The sequence below is a fragment of the Paenibacillus lacisediminis genome, from assembly GCF_046567315.2.
Map to the genome: position 1 here is coordinate 1 of NZ_JBKIAX020000005.1, position 26,050 is coordinate 26,050.

General features: G+C 49.7%; 13 protein-coding genes. All 13 read left to right on the top strand.

Annotation, left to right across the window (positions count from 1 at the left end):
• Window positions 1-16 precede the first annotated feature (16 nt).
• The 13 genes from ACLD72_RS11255 (at window position 17) to ACLD72_RS11315 (ending at window position 25,843) form a co-directional block, all read left to right on the top strand.
• Window positions 17-11,074: an SDR family NAD(P)-dependent oxidoreductase gene (locus ACLD72_RS11255; protein ID WP_458475767.1), complete on the top strand. Its 11,058-nt coding sequence runs from the start codon at window positions 17-19 to the stop codon at window positions 11,072-11,074.
• Between the two features lie 8 nt (window positions 11,075-11,082).
• A complete protein-coding gene (locus ACLD72_RS11260; RefSeq protein WP_458475768.1) occupies window positions 11,083-11,865 on the top strand; it encodes a polyketide synthase dehydratase domain-containing protein in 783 nt (260 codons plus the stop codon).
• Window positions 11,866-11,894: 29 nt separating this feature from the next.
• Window positions 11,895-15,419 (top strand): beta-ketoacyl synthase N-terminal-like domain-containing protein, encoded by a 3,525-nt coding sequence (locus tag ACLD72_RS11265; RefSeq protein ID WP_411002662.1) that lies wholly within the window; start codon window positions 11,895-11,897, stop codon window positions 15,417-15,419.
• A 42-nt stretch (window positions 15,420-15,461) separates the two neighbouring features.
• Window positions 15,462-16,592: a 2-hydroxyacyl-CoA dehydratase subunit D gene (locus tag ACLD72_RS11270; protein WP_411002661.1), complete on the top strand. Its 1,131-nt coding sequence runs from the start codon at window positions 15,462-15,464 to the stop codon at window positions 16,590-16,592.
• 32 nt (window positions 16,593-16,624) lie between these two features.
• On the top strand, window positions 16,625-17,956 hold the full coding sequence (locus ACLD72_RS11275) for a 2-hydroxyacyl-CoA dehydratase subunit D (RefSeq protein WP_411002660.1): 1,332 nt from the start codon (window positions 16,625-16,627) through the stop codon (window positions 17,954-17,956).
• Between the two features lie 112 nt (window positions 17,957-18,068).
• Window positions 18,069-18,881: an alpha/beta hydrolase gene (locus ACLD72_RS11280; protein ID WP_411002659.1), complete on the top strand. Its 813-nt coding sequence runs from the start codon at window positions 18,069-18,071 to the stop codon at window positions 18,879-18,881.
• Window positions 18,882-19,045: 164 nt separating this feature from the next.
• Window positions 19,046-19,498, top strand: coding sequence for an arginine repressor (argR, locus tag ACLD72_RS11285; RefSeq protein ID WP_411002658.1), 453 nt, complete (start codon window positions 19,046-19,048; stop codon window positions 19,496-19,498).
• 294 nt (window positions 19,499-19,792) lie between these two features.
• Window positions 19,793-21,025, top strand: coding sequence for an arginine deiminase (gene arcA / locus ACLD72_RS11290; protein ID WP_411002657.1), 1,233 nt, complete (start codon window positions 19,793-19,795; stop codon window positions 21,023-21,025).
• A 24-nt stretch (window positions 21,026-21,049) separates the two neighbouring features.
• Entirely contained in the window at window positions 21,050-22,054 is a 1,005-nt protein-coding gene (argF, locus tag ACLD72_RS11295; RefSeq protein WP_411002656.1) for an ornithine carbamoyltransferase, read from the top strand.
• On the top strand, window positions 22,047-23,462 hold the full coding sequence (gene arcD, locus ACLD72_RS11300) for an arginine-ornithine antiporter (protein WP_411002655.1): 1,416 nt from the start codon (window positions 22,047-22,049) through the stop codon (window positions 23,460-23,462). The genes argF and arcD overlap by 8 nt, the downstream gene beginning before the upstream one ends.
• 37 nt (window positions 23,463-23,499) lie before the next feature.
• Complete coding sequence (gene arcC / locus ACLD72_RS11305; RefSeq protein ID WP_411002654.1) at window positions 23,500-24,462, top strand: carbamate kinase; 963 nt, start codon at window positions 23,500-23,502, stop codon at window positions 24,460-24,462.
• 145 nt (window positions 24,463-24,607) lie between these two features.
• Window positions 24,608-25,297: a Crp/Fnr family transcriptional regulator gene (locus ACLD72_RS11310; RefSeq protein ID WP_411002653.1), complete on the top strand. Its 690-nt coding sequence runs from the start codon at window positions 24,608-24,610 to the stop codon at window positions 25,295-25,297.
• 81 nt (window positions 25,298-25,378) lie between these two features.
• Window positions 25,379-25,843, top strand: coding sequence for a PTS transporter subunit EIIB (locus ACLD72_RS11315; protein ID WP_411002652.1), 465 nt, complete (start codon window positions 25,379-25,381; stop codon window positions 25,841-25,843).
• Window positions 25,844-26,050 lie beyond the last annotated feature (207 nt).

The window sequence follows — 26,050 nt, forward strand, 5'->3', positions numbered from 1 at the left end:
CGGAAACGAAGCGGTGGTGGAACTGGAATTGCCGGAGGAAGCGGAAAGAGGAGAAGGGTACGCATACGCGCCGGGGATGGTAGACGGAGCGTTGCAGGCGCTGATCGGGGTAATGGCGAGCGATCCCGGAAGCGGAGAAGGAAAAGCGTACCTGCCGTTTTTTACGGAAGAGGTGAAGTTCCTGCACCGGTTGCCGCGGCGGTGCATAGGGCATATCCAGTTTACCGGAAGCCTGGACGATGGCGGCATTCTGCGGAGCGACATCGGTATTCTGGACCAAGAGGGCCGAGAGTTGGTATTGGTGCGCGGCTTCTGCGTTAGAGCGGCGGGAATAGCTTTCGGCCTTGAGGGTGTTGCAGCTTCCGAACGCGCATCCGGAGGGACAGCAGCATCTTCGAAGCCGGCAAAGCCGGAGTACACAACTGCTGAAGAAACGCTTCCGGCCTTGCAGAATGCGGAGTCTCGTCTTTTATCTCCGGCGCGGCTCCTCGGCCAGCATCTTCGGAAAACCGTGGCCCGCAGACTTGACAGCGCTGCAGATCAACTTTCCGGCAAGGATACGTTTTTGTCCGTAGGACTGGATTCCGCAGATCTGGTGGAGATGGCTGGGGAACTGGAGCGAACGTTTGCTATAACGCTTTTTCCAACCGTTTTTTTCGAATATCAAACCATGGACGCACTGGGCGAGTACATGCTTGAAAATTTCGGAGATCAGGTCATCTCCACACTGGAACGGTTGGATGTAATGAATGATGTGCCAGCCGCTCCTGAAACGGCGTCTGCCTTACTTTCATCGTCGTCCTCCAATCCGCCGGACCATGCTATTGAGAATGATGCCCCGTCCGATTCGATTTGGAACACTTCCGAGGCGCAGTCCGCGGCCGAACAGCGGGAAGAACAACTTTACGGTGAAGGAGCCCGGGACGAAATTGCTATTATCGGCTTGGCCGGGATGTTCCCGAAAGCGGCCAGTTTAGAGGAATTTTGGCGGAATATTCGCGACGGCGTTGATTGTATTGAGGAAATTCCGGAGTCCAGATGGGAGATCGATCGCTATTTCAGCTCCGACAAACAGGCGGAAGACGGCATTTATATCCGAAAAAGCGGGTTTATCCCCGGACTGGAGCAATTCGATCCTGCTTTCTTCAATATTTCTCCGAAGGAAGCCAAAGAGATGGATCCGCAGCAGAGAGTTTTTATAACGGTATGCTACCAGGCACTGGAAAATGCGGGCTATGGCGGGTCTAAGCTCTTCGGAACCCGGACCGGCGTTTATGCCGGTATGGCCTATAGTCAATACAAGGATCAATTTGACCGGATGGGACCTTTTACGGGGATTGGAAACCACGAAGCGATACTGTCCAACAGGGTGTCCTATTTTCTCAATCTGCAGGGTCCGAGTTTGACTGTGAACACGCTGTGTTCCTCATCGGCGGTGGCGATACATTTGGCTTCCAAATCTTTGCTCAACGGTGAATGCGACTATGCATTGGCCGGCGGCGTCTTTGCCGTACTGAATCCCAATTATTATCTGGGCGGCAGCAAGCTTCAAGCCTTCTCTCCGGACAGCGCCTGCAAAACTTTTGACCGCAAGGCAAACGGTTATGTACCCGGAGAAGGAGCCGGGGTGCTTTTGCTTAAACCCTTAAAAAAGGCCATTCGTGACCGGGACTTCATTCATGCGGTGATCAAGGGATCAGCGGTTAATCATGACGGGCGATCCAACAATCTTACCGCGCCGAATGCCCAGGCCCAGGAACAAGTAATCGCTATGGCGCTTAAGGATGCCGGAGTCCATCCGGAGTCCATCAGTTATATGGAAGCCCATGGAACGGGGACATCCCTCGGCGATCCGGTGGAAATTTCAGGTCTGACTAGAGCCTACAGACAATTCACGGATAAGAAAGGATTCTGTGCCATCGGTTCCGTCAAGACGAACATCGGACATCTGGAGCCAGCTGCCGGTGTTGCCGGCATTGCCAAAATCGTAATGGCGATGAAGCATGAAATGATTCCGGCCAGCCTGCATTTTGAGGAGCCGAACCCGTTTCTCAATTTGGCTCAAACACCTTTTTACGTGAACGACAAACCAAGCCGCTGGGTAAGCCAGGGGCCGCTGCGGGCGGGTCTAAGCTCATTCGGGATGGGAGGAACGAATGTCCATCTCATTCTGGAGGAATACCGCTCAAACCGCTGCAGCGATAAAACCCAACCGCAACGGAATCTCTTCGTTTTGTCGGGGAGAAGCGAACAGGCGTTGCAGGCCTCTGTCGATCGTTTCGTGAACTTTCTTGATTCCGGGAAAAATCCGCCTTCATTGAAGGATATTTGCTATACGGCATCAACCGGCAAAGGTCACTATGCCCATCGTCTGGCTGTGTTCGCGAACTCTGTTGAAGAACTGCTTGAAAAGTTGCGCAGGGTCCGGCAGTCCATCGCGCAATCATTTACGGTGGGCGGAGATGCTCAAGGGTTGATTTATTACTCCGGGGGGCGGAAACGGCCGGTATCCTTTCATTTCGGCGGGCCTTCCATCCTCCCGGCCGGGCGGATCGCAGAATGGCTTCCTAACATGAGTGACGCCTACCCTGCCGTGAAAATGGCGGCAGATGTTTGCACCGCCGTTTTGCAACAGATGGGAGAGGAAGGAATCGTTGCGCGACTGAAGCGGATCCGCGGCGGAGCTGCCGAAAGTATGCCAGAACAAGTTCTGCTGTCTTTTGCGTGGGAATATGCTTGGACCTCGCTCTTTGAATCATGGGGAGTCCGTACCGTTTGTGCGACGTACAGTGAAGGTGGAGAGTTTGCAGCCGCCGTGGCGTTGGGTTTGCTTAGCCCTGAAGAAGCGCTGCAAACGCTGATCCGGGGGATGGGGAAGGCCTCTCCCGCACTACGGCAGGCGCTGAACAAAAACCTGCCCGGCGCGGAGGATTTGATACTGTGTGCAGGCGGAAATGCGGCTGGATTCGACCGTGACCGGTTAGTCTGTCCCGTATTGACGCAACACACCGATCCTGTCCGGTATGCCGAACAGGCCATCGCCTGTCTTTATTGGGCTGGGGCAGAGGTCGATTGGGAGGCGTATTATGCCGGAAGCATATGCTATAAGACAGAACTGCCGGAGTATCCGTTTGACACGAGCGCTTACTGGACAAACAGCTTGAACGCGTGCACAGAAACCGATAAATTGGCGCGAAGCGTCGAGATACGCGAAAAGCGCCGCTTCCTGAAGCCCGCGGAAAATCCGGTTTGGAACGACCATCGGGTTAGGGGCATGAGGGTGCTTCCCGGCGCCGCGATTCTCGATTTTGCGGCTTCGGTTTTCCGGAACGAAGGAAACACGGAAACACTTGTATTTGAGGATGTGGTATTTCATCAACGCTTCGAGGGCGGCATCGGTGAAGAAGCCGGACTGGAATTAAAAGCGGACAACATCCTTCAGGACGGCCGCGGCGTCCAGTTTCAGGTTATAGGTATCGACCGTAATCGCAGCGAAAAGGAAGAAAACGTATGTATGTCAGGCAGAGTTCTGCCAGTAACCGTGGAATCGGCAATATCGCTCTCGTTGGAGGATATCCGTGAACGATGCAGCCATGTGGCCGATCCCGAGACGATGTATGCGATGTATGAAGGCATCGGTATCACCTATTTGTCCTGGTACAGAACGGTTAAGGATCTGCGGGTCGGAGACGGGGAACTGCTCGCGCGGATCGAACATGAACACGATGCCGATTCTCTCCTGCACCCTGCTGTTTTGGACGGCGCATTGCAGTCAATGCTTGGGCTGTTCATGGCCAATGCCGCAGACGACAGGACAGGATACCTTCCATTCCATATCAGGCGAATGACAGTACACCGTCCTCTTCTTCGGGAATGTTATTGCTACGCCAGGCAGACTAGAGACGGGAGTCCGGCTGGAACCGGGGTATTGGCAGACATCTGGTTATCGGATCGGGCGGGGAATGTGCTGGTAAAAATCGAAGGCTACCGCATGAAGATGTTCGGTACCGGTCAGTCTGCGCCTTCTTCGGATCGCCCGGCGACGAACCGGCTGTTTCATGGCATAAACTGGGTCAGGATAAACCCCGATATCGCAGTAGAGCCATTCCGGCCCGCAGGATGGATCATTTTGGGTGAATCGTCCGGATTAACCGGTTTGTTGGCGGACAGATTGGCGAAAGCCGGCTCCCCCGTTCATTTTCTTTCCCCAGGGGAGACATTGCCCGCTGTACTGGAAGAATTGGGAGAAAGCACGGCTGTTCTGGATGTTCGGGCGTTTACCGAAGCAGCTGTTGGGAATGTGCGGGACCAAGATGGGGAGGAGCGGTTTTTGCTGCCATTATTTCGCTCTCTGAAAGAACTATCCAGCATCAGGCGAACCGGGCCGCTTCATTATTATCTTGTTACGAACCGCGGGGTGTATTTGCCGGGCAGAACGGAGGCCCTCGAGCCGTATAAATCTTCGCTATGGGGGTTGGCCAAGGCTGCAGCCCTGGAAAGCGCGGCTTTGCGCATGCATTGTGTGGATGGTGAGTACGATAACCGCAGACTGGACAGCCTGCTGGCGGCTTTGTTGAAAGCGCCGGAGGCTGCGGTGTGTAGAGAGGGTGAAATCTATGTTCCGCAAATTACGGCAGCGGTGACGCAAGATCCTCCGGCTTCGGCAGCAGACTTGTTTAAACCGGGCGGTGCTTATGTAATTACCGGCGGGCTTGGGGGCATTGGCTTGGAGACGGCCAAATATTTGGCCGGTAAACAAGCGGGATGGATTGTCTTAGTGAACCGATCGCCCCTGCCAAATCGAAGCGAATGGGACCGCATGCTTGCTGCGGGGAACGACAACCAAGATCTGATCCGGAAGATCCGAGCGATTCGGGAAATCGAGGCTTCTGGGGCGAAAGTGATTCTGCTGCAGGCGGATGTGGCCAATGCCGCCGGACTGCAGCAGGTCCTGACACAGGCGAGAACTGTCACCGGCCCGTTTCACGGCGTATTTCATGCAGCGGGATATATTAAGGACAGCTTGATCCGATTCAAGTCTGAAAATGACTTCCGCAGCGTTCTTCTTCCCAAGATTAACGGTATACAAAATCTTAACAGTTGTACTGAGAATGATCCGCTTGCTGTATTTGTCGCCTTTTCTTCCATTGCTTCGGTAACAGGCAGCGTGGGGCAAACTGATTATTCAGCGGCAAATGCCTATATGGACGCGTTTATCGCCGCTCGCAGATTATCTGGAAAGCCGGGTATATCGCTGAACTGGTCGATCTGGGGAGAGGTCGGCATGGGCACTGCGTTTGCGGAAATCCACCGTTCGCGGGGAGTAAGACCGCTAGGTACGGAAGAGGCGATGGAAGCCTTGGAAAGCAGTTTCTTCCGGGAGGATTATCAGCTGATCATAGCCGATCTGATGGATGTGCCGTGGGTAGTGCGGCAGCCGGAAATTCAGCTGCCAAAGAACCCGCAGATACCCGTTCCCGAACCTGGCGAGGAGCTCCCGGAAGCCGGCGAAGCGTTGGAATCGCTCGCGCTCGACTTTGCGGAACATTCGATTAAGACGTTTTTGAGCGAAAATCTGGATTACCAGATAGAGGATATCGATCCTCATGCCGCTTTTACCGAACTGGGCGTGGACTCCATCCTTGGCGTAAAACTAGTCAGACATCTGGAAAAACTGGCCGGAGCGCCGCTTGAATCCACGCTGTCATTCGATTATCCCAATGTATCCAGGCTTGCGGAGTTCCTGGTGGAGCATTTCGGGCCTTCCTTTGAAACCGCGGCGATCAAATCCGGATACAGGAGACCCTTAACGGCCCAGCATGAAGCCTTGGGATCGGGAACAGGGCCTGACTCGCTGATGAACGGCTTGTCTGAAAGCCCCGCCCCCATCAAAATAATTGCGGATGCCGCAGATGCTGTAAGTGCGGGAAGTAACGGGGGCACGGGACTGGCCGACAGAGAAGAAGATATCGCTGTAATCGGGATGTCATGTCGCTTCCCCGGAGCTGATTCGCCGGATGAATACTGGGATTTGCTCCGCAACGGCAAGCACGCCATTTTCCCGTTTCCGAAGGAACGGATGCATGATGGGAGGCAGCGCGAACTGCTGGAATTATGTACTGGCGGTTACATCCGGGATGTATATCATTTCGATCCCCATTTCTTTCATATCTCTCCTAAAGAAGCGGAGTTCATGGATCCGCAGCAGCGGCTCCTACTGAAAACAGTGTGGGAAGCGATGGAAGACGGAGGGGTGGCAGGCCGGATAAACGACGCTGAGGTGGGTGTTTTTATCGGTGCAGGCAGCAATGATTATAAGGATCTGGCTGGCAGCTTCGATTCGGCTATTGGCACGGGAAGCGCATTGTCCATTCTGGCTAATCGCATTTCGTATATGTTTGACTGGAAAGGGCCTAGCATGGTCATTGACACGGCTTGTTCCTCTTCGCTAGTTGCCATCGATTCGGCCTGCGAAAGCCTTCGTAGGGGCGATTGCAAGATGGCTGTGGCCGGAGGGGTCGGGCTCATTCTGACTCCGTTTACTACCATGGTGTTCCGGGAAGCCGGGATGATTGCTCCTGACGGGAAGTGCAAGACCTTCGACCGTTCGGCTAACGGTTATGTTAGAGGGGAAGGGGCAGGAGTTCTGCTGCTGAAGCCGGTGCACCGGGCGCTGGCCGATGGCGATCCCATTCATGCGGTAATTAAGGGCAGCGCGATAAATCAGGATGGCAAAACTAACGGCTTGACCGCCCCGAACGTATTCTCGCAGAAGGAAGTTATCGCCAAAGCTCTCAAGCGTGCTGGCGTTACAGCGGAGGAAATTTCATATGTCGAAGCTCACGGTACCGGCACTTCATTGGGAGACCCGATTGAAATCAAAGGTTTGAAGGAGGCCTTTGCCCCTTTTACCTCCAAGCGAAATTTCTGCGGAATCGGGTCTGTCAAGACGAATATTGGCCATCTAGAGACGGCGGCGGGAATCGCGGGCGTCATTAAGGTGATATTATGCTTACGGCACAAGGAACTTCCGCCGACCCTGCATTTCAATACCCTTAATCCGATGATCGAACTAAACGATTCGCCGTTTTATGTGAACGATAAGCTGCGGTTCTGGGACACTGAGAAAACACGGAGAATCGCATCCATCAGCTCATTCGGATTCGGAGGAACGAATGCCCATGTCGTTCTTGGCGAAGCCCCTGAGCGGGGGACCGAAGAAACCAAAGAACAGGAATGCGATAGGCTATTTGCCTGCTCAGCCCGTTCCCGTGACGGTTTGATACGGCAACTGCGCAGATACGAGACATTTCTCGGCAGCCACCAAAAACTCTCTTTGGCGGATGTCTGCTACACGGCTCTGGCTGGCAGAAAACATTTTCCTCATCGGGTTGTCGTTACGGCAAACAGCGTGGAAGATCTGCATGGGAAACTTGGACGTTTACTGGTGGAATTCGGGCCCGGAGGCTCCGATCCTGTGTGTTATGCTCACTGCAAAATTCCGGAGAAGAGAAGTGACGCATTGTCGTCCAAGCAGGCGATTGACCGCTACTTGGAGGAATGGTACGCCTTCGGAGGACCGGATCGGCGGAAACTGCTGATGGGAGAGTTGGCAAATGCCTATCTCAAAGGTGTGGATATCTCTTGGGGCGGTTTTTTCCGGGGGGAGAACTGTCGTGTAGTACCGCTTCCGGGATATCAATTCGAGGAGGAGGAGTATTTTTGCGCTCTTCCCGATGGACAAGGACGTTCAAAAAATGTGGCACAGAACGGGAGTTACTTGGAGCGGGCCAATGAAGACGAGACAGTATCCCCAGCTTTGGAATTCCATGAGCGTTCTCCCAAGCCGTCGCTGCTGCCGAATGAAGAGTTGGTGCGGCGGATTGCAGGAATCTTCGAACGGGAGCTTACGGAACGGTTGAAGTTTAAACCGGATGATATCGATTTGGATGCGGGCTTGAACGAGTACGGTTTTGACTCCATTTTTGCTGTCCAGGTCCTGAAGGTGTTCGAAGATTACGCCGGAGTGCCCTTGGACCCTACATTGTTGTTTGATTTTTCCAGTATCCGGTCGTTCTCGGCGTACTTGGCGGATGAGTATGAAGAAGCCTTTCAAACGGTATTCGCATCCGAACGATTTGCCGCACTGGTCGTGCCGGCCGGCGAAGAGTCGGGAAACGATGAGCAAAAACCAGGTCCTGCCGGATGCCGGGAGCCGCAAGTTCCGGATGAGATTAATCAAGTTCCGGCGGTTCAGGCCGACTCTGGGAAATGTCCAGGTTCAGACTCAGATAAACCTTCTGTCTTCGGGGAATGGTCGGATTCTGATGGACTGTCAAAACCCATGCAACAGTTTGCACCATTCCAGGTTCGAACCACTGATGTGGCCGTTATCGGTATATCCGGGAGATTTCCTGGTGCCGACTCACTGCAAAGTTTCTGGGAAGCACTGGAGCGAGGATATGACGGAGTGAGGGCGATGCCGCTTTCGAGGCTTGATGGACTGAAGCCGGAAGCCAGGCGGCAGATGGCGTTGGCCCAGGGCGGGTTCCTGGAAAATGTGGATGCTTTTGATCCTGCATTTTTTGGAATATCGGACGAGGAAGCCAAGTATATGGATCCGCAGCAAAGGCTTTTTCTTGAGGTTGTATGGGAAGCGATAGAGGATGCGGGATATGGAAACAGACAGTTGTCCGGCACGAAAACCGGCGTATATCTGGGTGTCAGCACCAACGACTACGGCCATGTCATCGCTTCGGGGGCCAATGGCGAATTCAGCCCCCACGCGGGAACAGGAAATTCTTTCTCCGTGGCGGCAAACAGGGTTTCCTATCTTCTGAATCTGAAGGGCCCCAGTATGGCAGTGGATACTGCCTGTTCCTCTTCGTTGATGGCCGTACATTTGGCTTGCCAGGCCCTGAAATGCGGGGAAATCAGCACGGCGATCGCGGGCGGAGTAAATCTGATCTTAAGTCCCGGCCCCCAGAATATTTTCGAAAAGGCGGGCGTCATTTCCCAAAACCAGCGGTGCAGGTCATTCGACGATTCCGCGGACGGATATGTTAGGGGCGAAGGCGCAGGTGCGCTGGTGTTAAAACCGCTGGATAAGGCTTTGGAGGACGGAGATCACGTGTACGCGGTCATCAAAAGTACGGCTGTCAACCAGAACGGGAGCGCTAATCGTCTGACGGCTCCTAACGGCAGCGCTCAAACAGATGTAATCTGCGAGGCATGGGATGCCGGCGGCATCGATCCCCGGACGCTCACTTATTATGAGGCGCACGGCACGGGCACTAGCCTTGGCGATTCAATTGAATTCAGGGGAATTACCCAGGCTTTTCGCCGATACACTGATCAGTCGGCCTTTTGCGCATTGGGAACTGTCAAGACGAACATCGGTCATCTGGAGCCTGCCTCGGGGGTTGCCGGCATTCTGAAGATCATTTTGATGCTTAAGCGAAAACAGATTCCGCCAACTCTTCATTTCTGCAAGCCGAGCAGTAAAATCAATTTTGTGGAGTCCCCAATATATATCAACGACACGCTTATGGAATGGTTGGCGCCTACGGGAGTGTCGCGGCGGGCTGCGATCAGCGCCTTCGGCTTCGCCGGCGCCAACGCCCATCTTGTAATCGAGGAAGCCCCACCTGCTTTCCCGGCCGAAGAGGAGAATATTCCGACAGAGCAGTTACTGACTTTGTCGGCAAAATCGACGGAAGCGCTAAGAAGCAGAATGAGGGACCTGCTCAAGGCAGCGGAGCCGGAGCCTGGAAGCACGTTACACGATTTATGTTATTCCCTTAACAGGGGAAGAGACCATTTCAGACACAGGCTGGCCTTAGTCTTGCACAGCACCGCAGATCTAAGGCCAGAATTGCAGCGGTGCCTGGCATCTCCGGATCTGGCCGGGCTGAAAGAATACAAGGATTCCCGGCAAGCTCCAAGGAAAACCGTGTTCATGTTTACAGGACAAGGCAGCCAGTTTAAACAGGCCGGAGCGGAATTGTACCGAATTGAACCTGTATTCAGGGCGGCGATGCAGAAATGCCAGCGGATCCTGGAATCTCAATTGAAGCTGCCGCTTACGGATTATCTGTATGAATCTTCCGTTCCGGGAAAACTGCTCAACAGTACCTCCATTACGCAGCCGCTCATTTTTTCCATCGGCTACTCGCTGCTGGAGCTATGGGATTCATGGGGAATCCGGCCGGACGCCGTTATGGGGCATAGTCTGGGAGAGTATACGGCAGCCGTCGCTGCGGGTGTCATGTCTCTTGAGGATGGGCTGCATCTTGTTGCTACGCGCGGGAGACTTATGGAGCGTTTATGTCAACCCGGCGTTATGTACACGGTGTTTGCATCCAAGGAGAAAGTTGCCGGCTGGCTTGAGCGTTACGAGGGACATCTCTGGGCGGCAGCTTATAACGGACCGCAGAGCACGGTCATAGCCGGCGGGAAGGAACAGGCGGAAGCTCTGGTCTCTGAACTGAAACAACTGGGGATCGACTGCTTTCCGTTGGCTGTATCCCATGCTTTTCATTCGGATATGATGCTCCCCATGACGGAAGAGTTCAGGAATGTTGCGGCGGGAATAAGCTACAGTCCTGCACGTATTCCCATATTGTCTAACGTAACTGGGGATTTCATGGAGATCGGGGGCTATAACGCCGACTACTGGGTGCGGCATATTTTGCAGCCTGTCGATTTCCATGGGGGAATCAATAGGTTTCTGCAGGCAGGATACAGTCATTTCTTGGAATTGGGAGGAAGAAATATTTTAGCCAAACTGGTGAGTTCTATCACATGCGATCAACAGGTTAATATATTATCATCACTAGAACAAGAGAATAGCAATTATGGAAGTATGATGAAAAATATCCAACATTTCTATTTAAACGGATATACCGTAAACTGGGACGGCGTGTATGCCGGCAGGAAGGGAAGACGGATCCCGCTCCCCGCTTATCCGTTCGAAAGAAAGCGGTACTGGCAGCGTGAGAAGCCTAGGTTGCTTCAGGAGAGTGAACCGGCTACTTCATCCCAAAAGCTAAGGTATAAAGGAATGAAGCTATGACCTATATTATGGAACGAGTGTTTCAGGCCGGCGATCCCTCAGTATCACATCATTGTGTGCAAGGGGATCCGGTCGTCCCGGCGGCGGTTTATTTGAATGCGGCCTTGAGCGGTATGCCGGATGACGATTCGTTTCTACTACGGAACATATATTTTCATAGTCCGCTCATTCTGGAGAAAAGCGCTGGGGCCAAACTGCTCCTAGAGCGAACTGGTAAGCCGGCTCGCAGTTTCGCTGTTTACAACGGCGAAACAACTGGAGTGGAACGAACCAAGCATGCCGAAGGAAGCCTTCGGCCGATGGTTTCCAGAGATTTCGGACAGATTAGCACGGAAGGAGCCGCCTTTAGGTGCGGAATGTCGGTCAGGCCGGAAGATTACTACCGTCTATTCGGGGATGCGGGTATTAGTTATGGCCCGTTTTATCGTAATCTCATCGAAATCCGTTTTAATGACAGCGAGGCCATTACACGGATCAGGTTGACCGAAGCCGCCCTCGGGTATTCGGAAGGCGGAAGTCCGATTATTCATCCGGCGCTGCTGGACGGAGCTTTTCAGTCGCTAGGGATTTTCTCCCTGCATAGGAACAGTCCGTATCTTTATGTTCCCTTTTATATCGAATCCCTCGAAATCAAACGCGTAGCTTTCGGAGAGCATTTCTGCGCCGTACAGTTTAAAGAGGGAAACGATGCATCCCCCGTGCAGAAGTACAATGTGGCGATTTGCGATAGGGAAGGCAATATCGGGGCCAAGTTGACTCATGTGTATCTGAAACGGCTAAAAGCGTTTTAATCCCAAAAACTTAAAGTGGGTGTCGGGTTATGCATTCCAATTGGTATGAGATCATTCTTGCCGCCGACGGCGATCCGGTGCTGGACCAACACCGGATTCAAGGCAGCCGAATCTTTCCGGGAGCCGGCTATCTGGAAGCGATGCTGGCCACCACAGCAGACCCGGCCGATATTTCGGGAACAGGTCTCGAATTACGGCGCGTGATGTTCTATGTTCCGCTTATCTGTCCTGAAAATACGGCTACGCAGCTTCGGATCGAACATCATCCGTCTGACGGAGATTTTAGCATCTTTAGTTTTGCAGAGAGCAGACTACTGCGGAAGCATATGGATGGGGTAGTGCTCAACACTTCCGGCAATCAGGGCGGGGAGGGGGGGGCACCTTTTAAATGGAAGGAAGTTCAGGCCAGCCTTGGCTGCAAGATGGGGCCGGACCGCTTCTACTCACGGATGGAACAGGCGGGGCTTCACTACGGGCCGTTTTTTCGGACCGTATCAACGGTATATTGGAACGAAACGGAAGCGATCGTCGAGTTGGTGCCATGGATCGGAAATCGCTCCGACTCAGAGTGGGAGGAGTATATCCTTCACCCCGGAATTCTTGACGGCGCCTTTCAGGCAACAAGCGTGTTTTCGCTTGCCGATCCCGCAGATTCGCTGTATGTACCGTTCTTCATTCAATCGCTATCTATTTTGTCTCCTCTTCCAAAAGGCTGCGTATGCCATATTACGGTTCTAGGCAAACGTGACCGCAGTCAGGGCATCAGGCGTTACAATCTGAAGCTGTATGATCGGAATGGCAAACTCTCGGTCGTGATTGAAGGGTTGGCCTTGAAGTCGCTGCGGACAGTTGGAGATTCACCGGCCGGCACGGCGGAAGGGACGCCGGAAGAGAAGAATCGGCTGGAGCCCCCCCCCACCGTTTCCCCTTCATTCCTGCCAGGATCGAACCCGGAGGAGCGGTTGACTCAATGGATTTCGAGTCTGCTGGCGGAAGTGTTGGATGTAGACGAAGGAGAACTGGACGGGTCGCTTGCCTTTCAGGAAATGGGGCTTGATTCTATCAAGGCGGCAGATCTGTTATCCCAAATCGAGTTATCCCTGGACATCGTGCTTGACCCACTGCTTCTGTTCGAATATTCGACCATTCAAGATCTCGCGGCTTATTTGCACGGACAGAACGGAGCGACTGCAATAGAGGTTTTCGGTGAAGCTGTCAACCATGACGGTGTGACCATCCCAAAGATGGCGGCTGCATCGGAATTCCCGGTTGCGGCGCTTGACGAGCGGCCGGCTGGGGAAGATCCGGTTGAGGCCGTTCAGGTTCCTTCGTCGCCGTTGATTTCTCAGACGCCGGACACCCCTTCGAAAGGCGGGGGAAACTGCTGTGACGGGGGAATTGCAATTATCGGAATGGCCGGACGCTTTCCCGGTGCTGAAGACGTGGAGCAGTATTGGAGGAATCTTGCGGAAGGCCGCACCTTTATCGAATCTATCCCCGAGAGCCGTTGGCACAAATCCGAAGGTCCGGGGAACGACGAACGGGAGGTTCCACCGACGCGTTACGGGGCCTTTCTGAGGGATATAGACAAGTTTGACCCCCTGTTCTTTGGCGTTTCGGTGAATAAGGCCGCTCTTATGGATCCGCAGCAGCGGATTCTTCTGCAGACCGTATGGCAGGCGGTGGAGGATGCCGGATATGCAAACGGCAGCTTAACCGGCTCCCGCGCCGGGGTGTACATTGGGGTTTGCAACAATGAATACATCCACCGGGGCAAACGGGACTTAAGCCAGCTCAATCCGCATTTGGCTTCGGGGAATACATTGTCGGCGCTTGCCAACCGAATCTCGTATTTTTTGGACGTAAAAGGTCCGAGTATGGCTATTGATACGGCCTGTTCATCCGCAATGACCGCCTTGTTCAATGCATCGCGAGATATAATGGCCGGATACTGCGACTACGGAATTGTCGGCGGAGTCAATCTTACTCTCTCTCCCGTAACTCAATTGCTGTTTGAGAAGTCGGGCGTTCTATCCGCCAACGGTAGAGTGTGTTCGTTTGACGACGGCGCGAGCGGGTATGTTCGCGGTGAGGGAGCCGGGGCGGTGCTGTTAAAGCCGCTCAAGAAGGCTCTGGAAGACGGTGACAATATCCATGCTGTGCTCAAGGGGGTTGCGGTTAATCATGCCGGGACGACTAACGGCCTGAATACTCCAAGCTCCATAGCCGAAAAAGAAGTGATTTTGGAAGCCTGCAGGACCGCGGGTATTTCTCCGGAATCGGTCACTTACATTGAAGCGCATGGAACGGCGACCCCTTTGGGGGATACTGTGGAATTCAGAGGATTGAGCGATGCTTTCCGGTCGTACACAACCAGAAGGGGCTTCTGCGCTATCGGCTCTGTCAAAAACAATATCGGCCATCTGGAGGCGGCTTCCGGAATTGCCGGCCTGATCAAGCTGATTTTGCAGCTTAAGCATCGTCAGCTTCCGCCCCATATTCATTTTTGCAAGCCTAACCGCAAACTGCAGTTTGCGGTGTCGCCCTTTTATGTCAATGACCGATTGATTCCGTGGCATTCCGTTAGCGGACCGCTTAGGGCGGGGATCAGTTCCTTCGGATTCGGAGGAGCCAACGTCCATGCCATTCTGGAAGAAGCGCCTGAACGGCCCGGAGGGCTGGAAGATGCTCGGGAAAGCCCTCCGCCGATCCTTACCCTTTCCGCCAAGCATTCCGATTCGCTTGAGGCTATGTCCTTACGTCTCGCAGAGTATCTGGAGAGAAACCGCCAGGTAAGTCTGAATCAAGTGGCTTATTCGCTGAACACCGGAAGGGGGCGCTATGATCATCGGCTGGCCCTGCCGGCGGAAGACAGGGCATCCGCCATTGCCGCTCTTCGCCGCACTCCCGGATCGAACGGTCTTTATTCCTCGGGAAAATCGGGGAGGGGCGGCAAACCAAGAATTGCCTTTCTGTTCCGTGGACCCGGAGGAAAAAAGAAAAGACATGCAACCTCTGGAGAATGGCTTACAGCCCACCCTTTTGTCCAGAACTGGCTGTACTGTCTGGGGGCTCCAGAGCTGCTTGATCCGGATTATTCATCCGCGAGTTTCGGATGCGCGGCCAGTCTACTGCTCATGGATATCGGCTTCGACCCCGAGATGATTGTCGGCGCGGAAGAAGGGGTAGTTGCGGCGGAAATCGCGGCGGGTAGTACTTTTCTTGGCGAGGCCGATCATAGCGATCCGGCCATTGATTCCCGGGAACGGCTCCGCCCCGGTGAAACTCCGTTCAAGTTAAGACCGTTAAAGGTGTTGGAGCCTCAGGCTCCCGAGCGCGACACAGAAATGCCGGAATGGATCAAAGAGCAAAATTTCGACGTGGTGATAGAACCGATGCGAATTCATAGTCTTAGTTCGTTTGCCCAGACTGTCTCCCGAGGCTATTGCGCGGGTATCGACATTAATTGGAATCGGTACTACCAGGGACATAAATGGCCCAAGACGAGTCTTCCCACTTACGTGTTCAAAACCAAGCGTTACTGGCTGGAATGACCGGAGACTTAAACTCTTATTGGAAGCGAGGCTCTACTAAGGATGGAATTGAATGAAATCATTAAAGAATGCCATGATATTATCCGCGATCCAAAAGCTTATCTTCGCCAAAGGCAGGAAGAAACAGGCTGCCGGTATATGGGCTACACCTGCCCGTTTGCTCCCGGTCCCGTGATACATGCGGCTGATTATGTTCCTGTCCGGATATTCGGCTTCGAGAAGAAGCTGGAGCAGACGGACAAATATTTACCGAGCAACTGCTGCGAATTCGCCAAAAATATTACAGAATTTCTGGGATCAAGCGAATCCGATTTTCTGGAGGGCATGTTATTTACGCATTGCTGCGATACGCTTCAGGTAGTAACCGACATTTCCGAGCGCATTTTAAGCAAGCCTGTATACCGCTTCAATCTTCCTACTCACATAGACAGCGAATCCGCCCTTATGTTTACCAATCGTCAAGTAACGGAGTTGGCGAACGCATTAAACGCCGGAGGCCGGACTGCTTCCGAAGATTCTATCGAACACAGTTGGGCGATTTATAGACGAAACGGTGAATTGCTGCGCAGGCTGTACGAACTTAGAGCCGAGAAGCCCGGCGTTCTTTCGGGAACAGACGCTATTGCCCTGATGATCGCCGGTCATTTCATGCCCAAAGAGCAGCATAATCTTTATCTCGAACAGGTCATAACCGAACTGGAAAACCGGGAAGGCAAAAGAGGAGTGCTTAATGTCGTCTTGTCGGGCTTTAATAACGGTGACGTCGAACTGATTCGGCTTATCGAATCCTGCGGCTGCAATGTGATTTACGATGATCTATGCGAGACGTCCCGGGGAATCCCACATGGCGAGCCGGCAGCGGGTTATGCCTTCCCCGATTCGATAAGCGGGGACATTGCTTCGTGTTATTGCCCCGCTAAAACCTGTACACAGTCGGATTCGCCCAATCGGCTGCTGCAGAAAATTCGAGATACCGAAGCAAAGGGCGTCATCTTTTTTCTGCTTCCTTTTTGCGATCCGCAGGCCATCGAATATGCCGGATTGAAACGCAAATTAAACGCCGAAGGAATCCGGTCCTTGGTGCTGGAACCCGTATTCGGCAGTCGGAATTCCGCCCAGTTGCACACAAGAATCGAGGCTTTTCTGGAATCTTTACAAATATCGGTCAGGTAAAACACATTATTGCAAAAGGGAGGATACGAGCCATGGGTTCAATATTTAGCGCCAAAAGAAAGACTATCTCCACACTGCCTCGTTCGACTAAACTGGTTAATCAAATGCTGATGTCCTATTACCGCAAAATTCACAAGGCCAAAGAAGATGGCATTCCCGTAGCTTGGGTAAGCGTTGATTTTCCGGCTTACCTGCTTTCGGCGATGGATATCATTCCGGTATTTCCCCAAGTGCAGGCCTCCTTTCAGGCACAGCGCAAAAAAGTGAAGAAAATGATGCTGGAACTAGAGTCGAAATGGGAAATCCCGGCTAATATTTGCGGCGAAGTGAAAGGGATGCTCGGTGCCGTCCTATTCGACAGCGAAATATCGTTTGATATACCTAAGCCGGATGTTCTGCTCTCCGCAAACAGTTCATGCAGCATTATGACCAAGGGTTTTATGTATTTAAAGGATTACTTGAATACGGAGCTTCTGTTCAGCGATTTTCCCTTTGTGTACGGGGAATTGGGCGAGGATATGGTCGATTATTCCGCTGCGCAAATCGAGCGGGTAGTAGAGAGGCTGGAACAGAAGTTTAGCCGGACGCTTGATTTGGACAAGCTTACGGAAATTCACGCTAACTTCTATACCTCGCTCAAATTATGGGAAGAAATTTGTAAACTGAATATGGAAGTGCCTGCACCGGTAGAATGCCTGGATATGTTTCTTTTCTCTACCGCGATGATGATTTTTGGTGGAGAACCCGAACTGAATGAGTTATATAGGGTGCTTTATAATGAGATCTACGAACAAATCGAGTGGAACAGAAAGCAGCGGGAGCATCAGGAGAAATACCGTATCCTCTGGCACTATCTACCCATTTATTCGCAAAAAAACTTCTTCAAAGAATTGTTCGAAAAGTACGGGATAACGGTAGTGACCGGGACCTTCTTCCCGTTGTCCGATCATCCCGCGGTCAATTATTCGTTTCAGTACCCGATTACTCCGGAGCAACTGCTGGAAGCGAAACAAAGCATACCCGTAAGCTTGGTCAGCATGGACCGGAAGGAACATTTTAAAGAAATCGCATTATCGGTACTGGAGCTGGATGTAAACCGAACTATCGATTTCAAGAACGATAAAATTATGGATCTGATCAATAATTTTAATATTAACGGCGTCGTGATGCATTGCGATAAAAGCTGTAGGCCGCAGTCTCTGCCCCAGTATGAATTAGTACGGAAGCTCAACGAACAGCTTCATCTTCCCGTTCTGATCTTTGATGCAGATACGATGGATGACCGATATTTTTCTCCTTCTCAGGTTTTAACCCGTTTCGAGGCCTTTGTAGAAAAAATGCAAGCCGCCTCCATCAGAATTTGATCGCATTCTTAGACAACGCGCAAACAAAGTCAATAATAAAAATGCTCTCTGCCCAACAAATAGGAATCGGCGTATAATAGTCTGCGAAGAAATCTTCGATGGAGGCTAGAAGATGAAGATTGTGAATTTGAACCCGAATCCCGGCAGCGGGGCCAGACTGGTCGGTTATTTGCACGATATCGAAAAAGAGAGCATGGGCAACCGCTTGGAGCGGCCCTGCATGGTGATCTGCCCCGGCGGCGGCTTTGAAATGCTCTCCCCGCGTGAAGCGGACCCGCCGGCCACGGCTTTTTTTGCCAAAGGGTATCATGTGTTTACGTTGTATTATTCCATTCGCGAGGAAGCGAGTGAACTGCGGCCGGTCACGGACATTTCGCTGGCGATCGGGAAAATCAGGGAAAACGCCGCGGAGTGGGGCATCATTCCCAATAAGATCGCCGTTTGCGGTTTTTCGGCAGGCGGGTATGTGGCGGCTTCATCGGGGACCTTATGGGACCATTCCAAGCTGCAGGAGGCCACTGGCGGCAAAGGCGAACAAGGCCGGCCGGATGCGATGGTGTTGTGTTACCCGGTTATTACGGCAGGCGAGTTTGCACACCGGGGGTCCATTGAACGTCTGGGTCCCGGATGGAATGAGGCGGAAAGAGAAGCGGCTTTTTCGCTGGAAAAACAAGTAAACGCTTCGACGCCGCCAACCTTCTTGTGGCATACGGTAGAAGACGCTGCCGTGCCGGTGGAAAATTCCATGCTGTTTGTTTCAGCGCTGCGGCGAGCCGGCGTACCGTTCGAATGCCACCTCTACCAGAACGGCAGACACGGCATGTCGATGTGCAGCACGGAGGTAGGCGATCCCGACGATCATCTCGCCACCTGGTTTCCGCTCTGCCTGGAGTGGTTGGGCCGGCAGTTTACATTTGAATATTAAACGGTTTTGTTTCCCGGAGGTTGCCATGTGTAAGAACATGGCAGCCTTTTTTTAGTTCGGAACAAGGTATGATGTGGAATTTCTGTATCCCTCTTAATAGCAAATAATAGAAAATTAGAGCAAGATTGTGATAATGCTATAAATATAAAAAGGAGTGCCTTTCTATGAAAAAAGAAAAAAGACAACGATTAATTAAGCAATTGGTGAGCGAAAATGAAATAGAAACCCAAGAGAAATTAGTAGAATTGTTGGCAGAACAAGATGTGATGGTAACGCAAGCTACGATTTCACGGGATATCCGTGAGCTGAATTTAATCAAAATAGCTTCTCCGAAAGGACTTATGATATATCATGTTTCTTCAGAAATGCCTTTGCAAACGGATTTGAAGTTAAAGAGGAAGTTGCAAGAAGTTGTTGTAAGGATTGATTATGTTGATCAATTAACGATTATTAAAACGTTGCCTGGCAATGCGCATGTTATCGGTGTTTTATTGGATGATTTAAATTGGAAAGAAATGGCGGGTTGCATATGCGGGAATGATACCTGTCTTGTCATTTCCCGGAACCGATCGGAACGAAAGATTTTAGAAGAAAGATTTAATTTGATTTTTAGATAAAATGAGCTAGTAGATGGTCAATTGAGAATACGAGATTACTTGAAAAGAGCGCAGGCTGCCTGAAGCGGGCATTCCTTCGCTCTTTTTCTTGTTATTCATCATATATGCGCAGTATAAAATAGATTTCGCAAAAAAATGGAAAAAATCCTTTATAAAAATACAGATTTTTATGATTTTAAAAATAAAATTGTGCAATATTTCACGACAAATATGCTGGCGTTTTCACGAGGCGGAAAGCATGGACCCTTTATGATGTCCTTGTAAACATCAAAGCATACAAAGGAGGTACATCAAATGGAGCATCCAATGCATGTTGCTTCGGAAATTGGGGAATTACAAACGGTTTTATTAAAACGCCCTGGACAGGAATTGGAAAATTTAACGCCGGATTTTTTACAGCCACTATTATTTGACGATATCCCCTATTTGCCGGTGATTCAAAAAGAACATGATTATTTTGCCCAAACATTACGCAATCGGGGAATTGAAGTTCTTTATTTGGAAAAACTCGCGGCCGAGGCATTGGCGGATAAGAAATTGAGAGAAGAATTTGTTGACCGTGTTTTAGAGGAAGCAAGGGCTGAAGGAGATGTTTCACAGCAAATTTTAAAAGAATATTTACTTTCCTTCGCCAATGAAGATTTAGTTCAAAAAATAATGAGCGGGGTACGGAAAAACGAAATTGAAACCAGCAAGAAAATACAACTCTATGAATTTATGGAGGATCATTCCCCGTTTTATTTGGTTCCCATGCCGAATTTGTATTTTACCCGTGATCCCGCAGCGGTTATTGGTGATGGATTAACGATTAATAAAATGAGAGAAACCGCACGCAGACGTGAATCATTGTTTATGGAGTACATTATCAATCATCACCCGAGATTTGCCGGACATCATGTGCCGGTTTGGCTGGATCGCAACTATCAATTTCCCATCGAAGGCGGCGATGAGCTCATTTTGAATGAAGAAACGATTGCCATTGGCGTGTCTGCCCGCACTTCAGCTAAAGCCATCGAACGCTTAGCCCTAAATCTATTTAGCCGCCAAGAAAAGTTCAAGCGAGTGTTAGCCATAGAAATTCCAAAATGCCGGGCATTTATGCATTTGGACACCGTATTTACGATGGTTGATTATGATAAATTTACCATTCATCCGGCGATCCAGGGACCGCAAGGGAGTATGAACATTTATGTTTTGGAGCAAGGTCCGGATGAAGAAACGCTTAAAATTACCCGTCACACTTCTTTAATGGAATCACTAAAAGAGGTATTGGGCTTAAAGGATTTGGTTCTCATTCCTTGTGGAGGAGGAGATGAAATCGCCTCGGCTCGCGAACAATGGAATGACGGATCCAATACACTGGCCATTGCGCCAGGGGTAGTTGTTACGTATGACCGCAACTATGTATCAAACGCTTTATTGCGTGAACACGGCATCGAGGTCATTGAAATATTGAGCTCGGAATTATCCCGTGGCCGTGGGGGCCCGCGTTGCATGAGTATGCCAATCGTTCGCAAAGATATTTAAATTACGGAGAAAGCAGGGATAAATATGGAAACTATGAATTCAAGCTTAAAAGGCAGAAGTTTTTTGGCAGAGATCGATTTTACGGAACAGGAATTGTTGTATCTCCTGGATTTAGCGGCGGATTTGAAAGAGAAAAAGAAAAACGGTATTCCTCATCGTTATTTGGAAGGAAAAAATATAGCTCTTTTATTTGAAAAAACTTCTACTCGTACACGGTGCGCATTTACGGTAGCTTGTACAGATTTAGGCGCGCATCCCGAATATTTGGGGAAAGGTGATATCCAGCTCGGTAAAAAAGAATCCGTAGAAGACACGGCGAAAGTGTTAGGCCGGATGTTTGACGGCATCGAGTTCCGCGGCTTTGCCCATAAAACAGTGGAATTATTAGCTCAGCACTCGGGTGTACCGGTATGGAACGGTTTAACGGATCTGTGGCATCCCACCCAAACGCTCGCGGATTTGTTAACCATCCGGGAACATATAGGGCACTTGCGGAACGTAAAGCTGGTTTATGTTGGCGATGGCCGGAACAATGTGGCCAATAGCTTATTGGTCGGCGGTTCAATCGTTGGCATGGAAGTTCGGATTTGTGCGCCAAAATCATTATGGCCAGCACAAGAAGTCGTTTATTTGGCCAAAAAATTTAGCGACCGGGTTATGGTAACCAGCAGTATTGAAGAGGCCGTTTCCGGCGCGGATGTAATCTACACGGATGTTTGGGTATCTATGGGGGAAGAAGATAAATTTGCTGAGCGTATTGAACTGCTTTCCCCTTACCAAGTAAATAGGCAAATGATTAAAGAAACGGGGAATAGTGATGTGATTTTCTTGCATTGTTTGCCTGCCTTTCATGATCTGGAAACCGCGTATGGCAAAGAAATTTACGAAAAACATGGATTGAGAGAAATGGAAGTCACCGATGAGGTATTCCGCAGCAAGCATTCCAAAGTATTCGATCAAGCGGAAAACAGAATGCATACCATTAAAGCGATTTTAGCGGCTACTTTGGGAAGTGAGCGCAATGGGTGAAGATAAGAAATTGGGATTATTTACTTTAACAGCGCTTGTTGTCGGTTCGATGATCGGCGGCGGAGCGTTTAACCTGGCAAGCGATATGGCCAAAGAAGCCGGCGCCGGAGCGATTATTATCGGGTGGATTATCACAGGAATCGGCATGATTGCGCTTGGATTATCCTTCCAGAATTTAACTAATAAAAGACCGGATTTGGATGGCGGTATTTTTAGCTACGCCAAAGCTGGATTTGGAAACTTTATGGGATTTAACAGCGCATGGGGGTATTGGGTAGCCGCTTGGCTTGGCAATGTAGCTTACGCGACCTTATTATTTAGTGCGTTGGGGTATTTTTTTCCCATTTTTGATGGAGGTCAGAATATAGCCTCGATTATTGGGGCGAGCCTATTGCTCTGGTGTGTTCACCTGCTGATTTTACGAGGCGTACAATCGGCGGCGCTTATCAACTTAGTAACTACAATCGCGAAATTAGTACCTGTGTTTGTATTTATTATTGTGGGAATTTTTGCTTTTCGAATTGATATATTCATAGATGGATTTTGGGGACAAGGCGGTACTTTTGCTTGGGGGGCGGTAGGCAGCCAAGTTAAAAGCACAATGCTTGTAACTCTCTGGGTCTTTACCGGTGTTGAAGGGGCAGTGGTGCTATCCGGCCGCGCAAAAAATAAACGTGATGTCGGGAAAGCGACCGTCATTGGATTGATAGGCACACTTATTATTTACGTGTTGATTACATTATTATCTCTCGGGCTGATGCAGCAAGCGGATATTGCCCAGTTAAAAAATCCGGCTATGGCTTATTTATTCGAAAGTGTTGTTGGAAAATGGGGCGCTGCATTCATTAACCTGGGTTTGGTTGTTTCCGCCTCAGGCGCTTGGCTAGGATGGACTTTGCTTGCATCTGAAATTCCCTATTTAGCCGCTAAAGATGGTGTATTTCCAAAATGGTTTGCAAAAGAGAATAAAAATAAAGCTCCTGTAAATTCATTATGGATTACCAATGGTTTAATTCAACTATTTTTATTAACCTTCATGATTTCGGATCAAGCGTATAATTTTGCGTTTTCTCTAGCATCCTCAGCCATTTTAATTCCTTATGCGTTTTCGGCGTTCTATCAATTGAAGTATAGCTTGCGATCCAAAGAAAAAGACCGAACCATCAATATAATCATTGGTATAGTCGCAAGTATTTATGGAATTTGGTTGGTTTATGCGGCTGGGCTGGATTACTTGTTATTGGCCATGACCTTATATGCACCTGGCATTTTCATCTATTATAAGCTGCAAAAGCAAAATCATCCCAAGCGAATCTTTACTCGGGCGGAACTGATCTTATCCGTTGCCATTGCTGCTTTGGCAGTATTCACCATCTATGAATTAGTTACAGGGAACATTACGATTTGAAGTTTTTGGAAGTAAAAAACTATTGGAGGGTTAAAGCATGGCACGAAGAAAAATTGTAGTGGCACTAGGCGGAAATGCGATACAATCCGGTAATGCTACGGCAAAGGCACAGCAAGAAGCATTGGAAAAAACAGCGGAACAACTTGTAAAAATTATAGAAAATGATGTGGATGTCGTATTTGTCCATGGGAACGGTCCGCAAGTGGGGAATATTTTATTGCAGCAAAAGGCGGCCGAATCGGAAAAAACGCCCGCCATGCCGTTGGATACTTGCGGTGCGATGAGCCAAGGCATGATCGGCTATTGGATGGGAAATGCGATTGCAAAAGTATTGAGAAAACAAAATATAAATAAAGATGTGGTAACCATCGTAACACGGGTGGTCGTCGATGAAAAAGACGAAGCCTTTAATAATCCCACAAAACCAATCGGGCCTTTTTATACAGAGGACGAAGCAAGAGAGTTAATGAAGGAGACCAAAGTGGTTTTTAAAGAAGATGCAGGAAGAGGATGGAGACGGGTTGTACCGTCGCCAACGCCTGTAAGCATTCTTGAATATAAAGTGATCGATTCTTTGGTAAAGGCCGGGAATATCGTCATTGCTGTAGGCGGCGGCGGAATTCCGGTCATTCATGGTAAAGAAGGATTAACGGGGACTGAAGCGGTCATTGATAAAGACTTCGCCGCTCAGAAATTAGCAGAATTAGTAGAGGCCGATACGCTTGTCATTTTAACGGCAGTGGATTTTGTGTATGTGAATTTCAATAAGCCAAATCAAAAAAGGTTAGAGTCTGTAACCGTTGATGAATTAGAAGGATATGTAAAAGAACAGCATTTTGCGGCGGGAAGCATGCTTCCTAAAATTAAAGCTGCCATCAATTTCGTGAATGCAAATTCAGAACGAAAAGCTATTATTACATCTCTAGATAAGGTCAATGAAGCGTTGGAAGGAAAAACGGGTACGGTTATTTTTAAGCAAAAGGGACCTGTGCATGCATAAATAAGATTTTTAGATACTGCTTTTCAAACCATGGTCGAATTTGGGCTCATATTTCTCCCGAATTCGGCCTGCTTGTTTCATTGATTAATTCCGGTTTATGATAAAATTCAAATTAATTCCATTATACAACAAGAGAGGTGTATTTATGAACAAAAGGAATGTGATAGAAAATTTAAAGCAGTTTGACTTATTTGCTGATTTATCAGAAAAAAAATTACAAAGCTTAACGGAGTTTGTCTATTGGCGAGCTTATAAGAAGGGGCAATTCTTATTTTTGGAAGGGGATTCAAGGGAACGCATTTACCTTATGTTAGATGGCTTTGTAAAGTTGGAGCGGGTCAATCAAAGTGGAAATTTACTCTATGAGGACTATGTAAAACGATATTCAATTTTTCCTTACGGCGGTATGTTTACGGATAAAAGATATAATTACTCGGCAGAAGCTTTGACAGATGTAGATGTGTATTATATTCCTGCAGCGATTTTTGAAGATATGTTGAAAGCCAATCAAAAACAATTAATATTTGTTGTCCAGCAGTTTTCTTTGATCTTAAAACTTCATGAACATCGTGTACAGTATATTACAACACCCAATGCACAGGATCGGGTAATTCAGTCGCTTAATTATTTAAGGCAGGATTTAGGGGAACAAAACGGTGAAGAGATTGTCATTTCATGTCCACTGACCACCATCGAAATCTCCAAAATATCCGGAACGTCACGAGAAACGGTTAGCGGTGTGTTAAATCAGTTAAAGAAAGATCATATTATTACGGTTTCAGGTAAAAAAATTATAATACATGATCCTGCTTATTTCGAGAAGATCTCGATATGAACGAAATAAAGGGTAGAACGAATACATTTCTTCGCGATGGCGATTGCGAGGTGTAACGATGTATCGTTCTTCGGTTAAGGTTTGGAAAGAAACAAACTTGCCACGGAGATCGTCAGACACATTGGCGGACCGGACAATGTGAGCAGCCTGATTCACTGCATGACCCGGCTGCGGTTCACTCTGAAGGAAAGCAAAAAGGTGAGCGAATCGGCGCTCAAAAGCCTAAACGAGGTCATAGGGACCACCGACAACGGCGGCCAGTATCAGATTATTATCGGAAACGATGTGCCCAAGGTTTATCAGGAAGTGATTAAACTGCTGCCGGCGAATACGAGTGCTGTCGCTGCCAAAGGCACCGAACCCAAAAAAATGAACATTGTTCTAAGAGTAATCAACGTATTATCCTCAGCTATGGCTCCTATCGTGCCTGCACTGGCGGGCGCAGGTATTCTTAAAGTGATTTTGTCGCTGCTGGTCAACCTGCTGATACCGTGTGATCAAACGTTTCAATATACGGTTGTTTCCCACCCAAGAGTAATCGCTTGAACGGTTAGTCGCTGGAACGGTTCTATCGTCGAGAGCCGGTAGACTGGACTCTGGACTCTGGGTTCGGTTTTGGCCGGATCAAATGCAAAAGTGCATTTGATTTACGGTATATTACTTTTTTAGAGCGGTTGAGATGCAAAAGTGCATTTGATTTGGGACTATTCGATAAAAAAGAGATTTTTGGCGGGAAATGAACTGCACTTTCGC

Bases quoted from the DNA above. Each gene is read 5' to 3' on its own strand.
- arcA (WP_411002657.1), top strand. From the start codon at position 19,793: ATGGAGCATCCAATGCATGTTGCTTCGGAAATTGGGGAATTACAAACG.
- ACLD72_RS11270 (WP_411002661.1), top strand. From the start codon at position 15,462: ATGGAATTGAATGAAATCATTAAAGAATGCCATGATATTATCCGCGAT.
- arcC (WP_411002654.1), top strand. From the start codon at position 23,500: ATGGCACGAAGAAAAATTGTAGTGGCACTAGGCGGAAATGCGATACAA.
- ACLD72_RS11310 (WP_411002653.1), top strand. From the start codon at position 24,608: ATGAACAAAAGGAATGTGATAGAAAATTTAAAGCAGTTTGACTTATTT.
- ACLD72_RS11280 (WP_411002659.1), top strand. From the start codon at position 18,069: ATGAAGATTGTGAATTTGAACCCGAATCCCGGCAGCGGGGCCAGACTG.
- ACLD72_RS11265 (WP_411002662.1), top strand. From the start codon at position 11,895: ATGCATTCCAATTGGTATGAGATCATTCTTGCCGCCGACGGCGATCCG.
- arcD (WP_411002655.1), top strand. From the start codon at position 22,047: ATGGGTGAAGATAAGAAATTGGGATTATTTACTTTAACAGCGCTTGTT.
- ACLD72_RS11275 (WP_411002660.1), top strand. From the start codon at position 16,625: ATGGGTTCAATATTTAGCGCCAAAAGAAAGACTATCTCCACACTGCCT.
- argR (WP_411002658.1), top strand. From the start codon at position 19,046: ATGAAAAAAGAAAAAAGACAACGATTAATTAAGCAATTGGTGAGCGAA.
- argF (WP_411002656.1), top strand. From the start codon at position 21,050: ATGGAAACTATGAATTCAAGCTTAAAAGGCAGAAGTTTTTTGGCAGAG.
- ACLD72_RS11260 (WP_458475768.1), top strand. From the start codon at position 11,083: ATGGAACGAGTGTTTCAGGCCGGCGATCCCTCAGTATCACATCATTGT.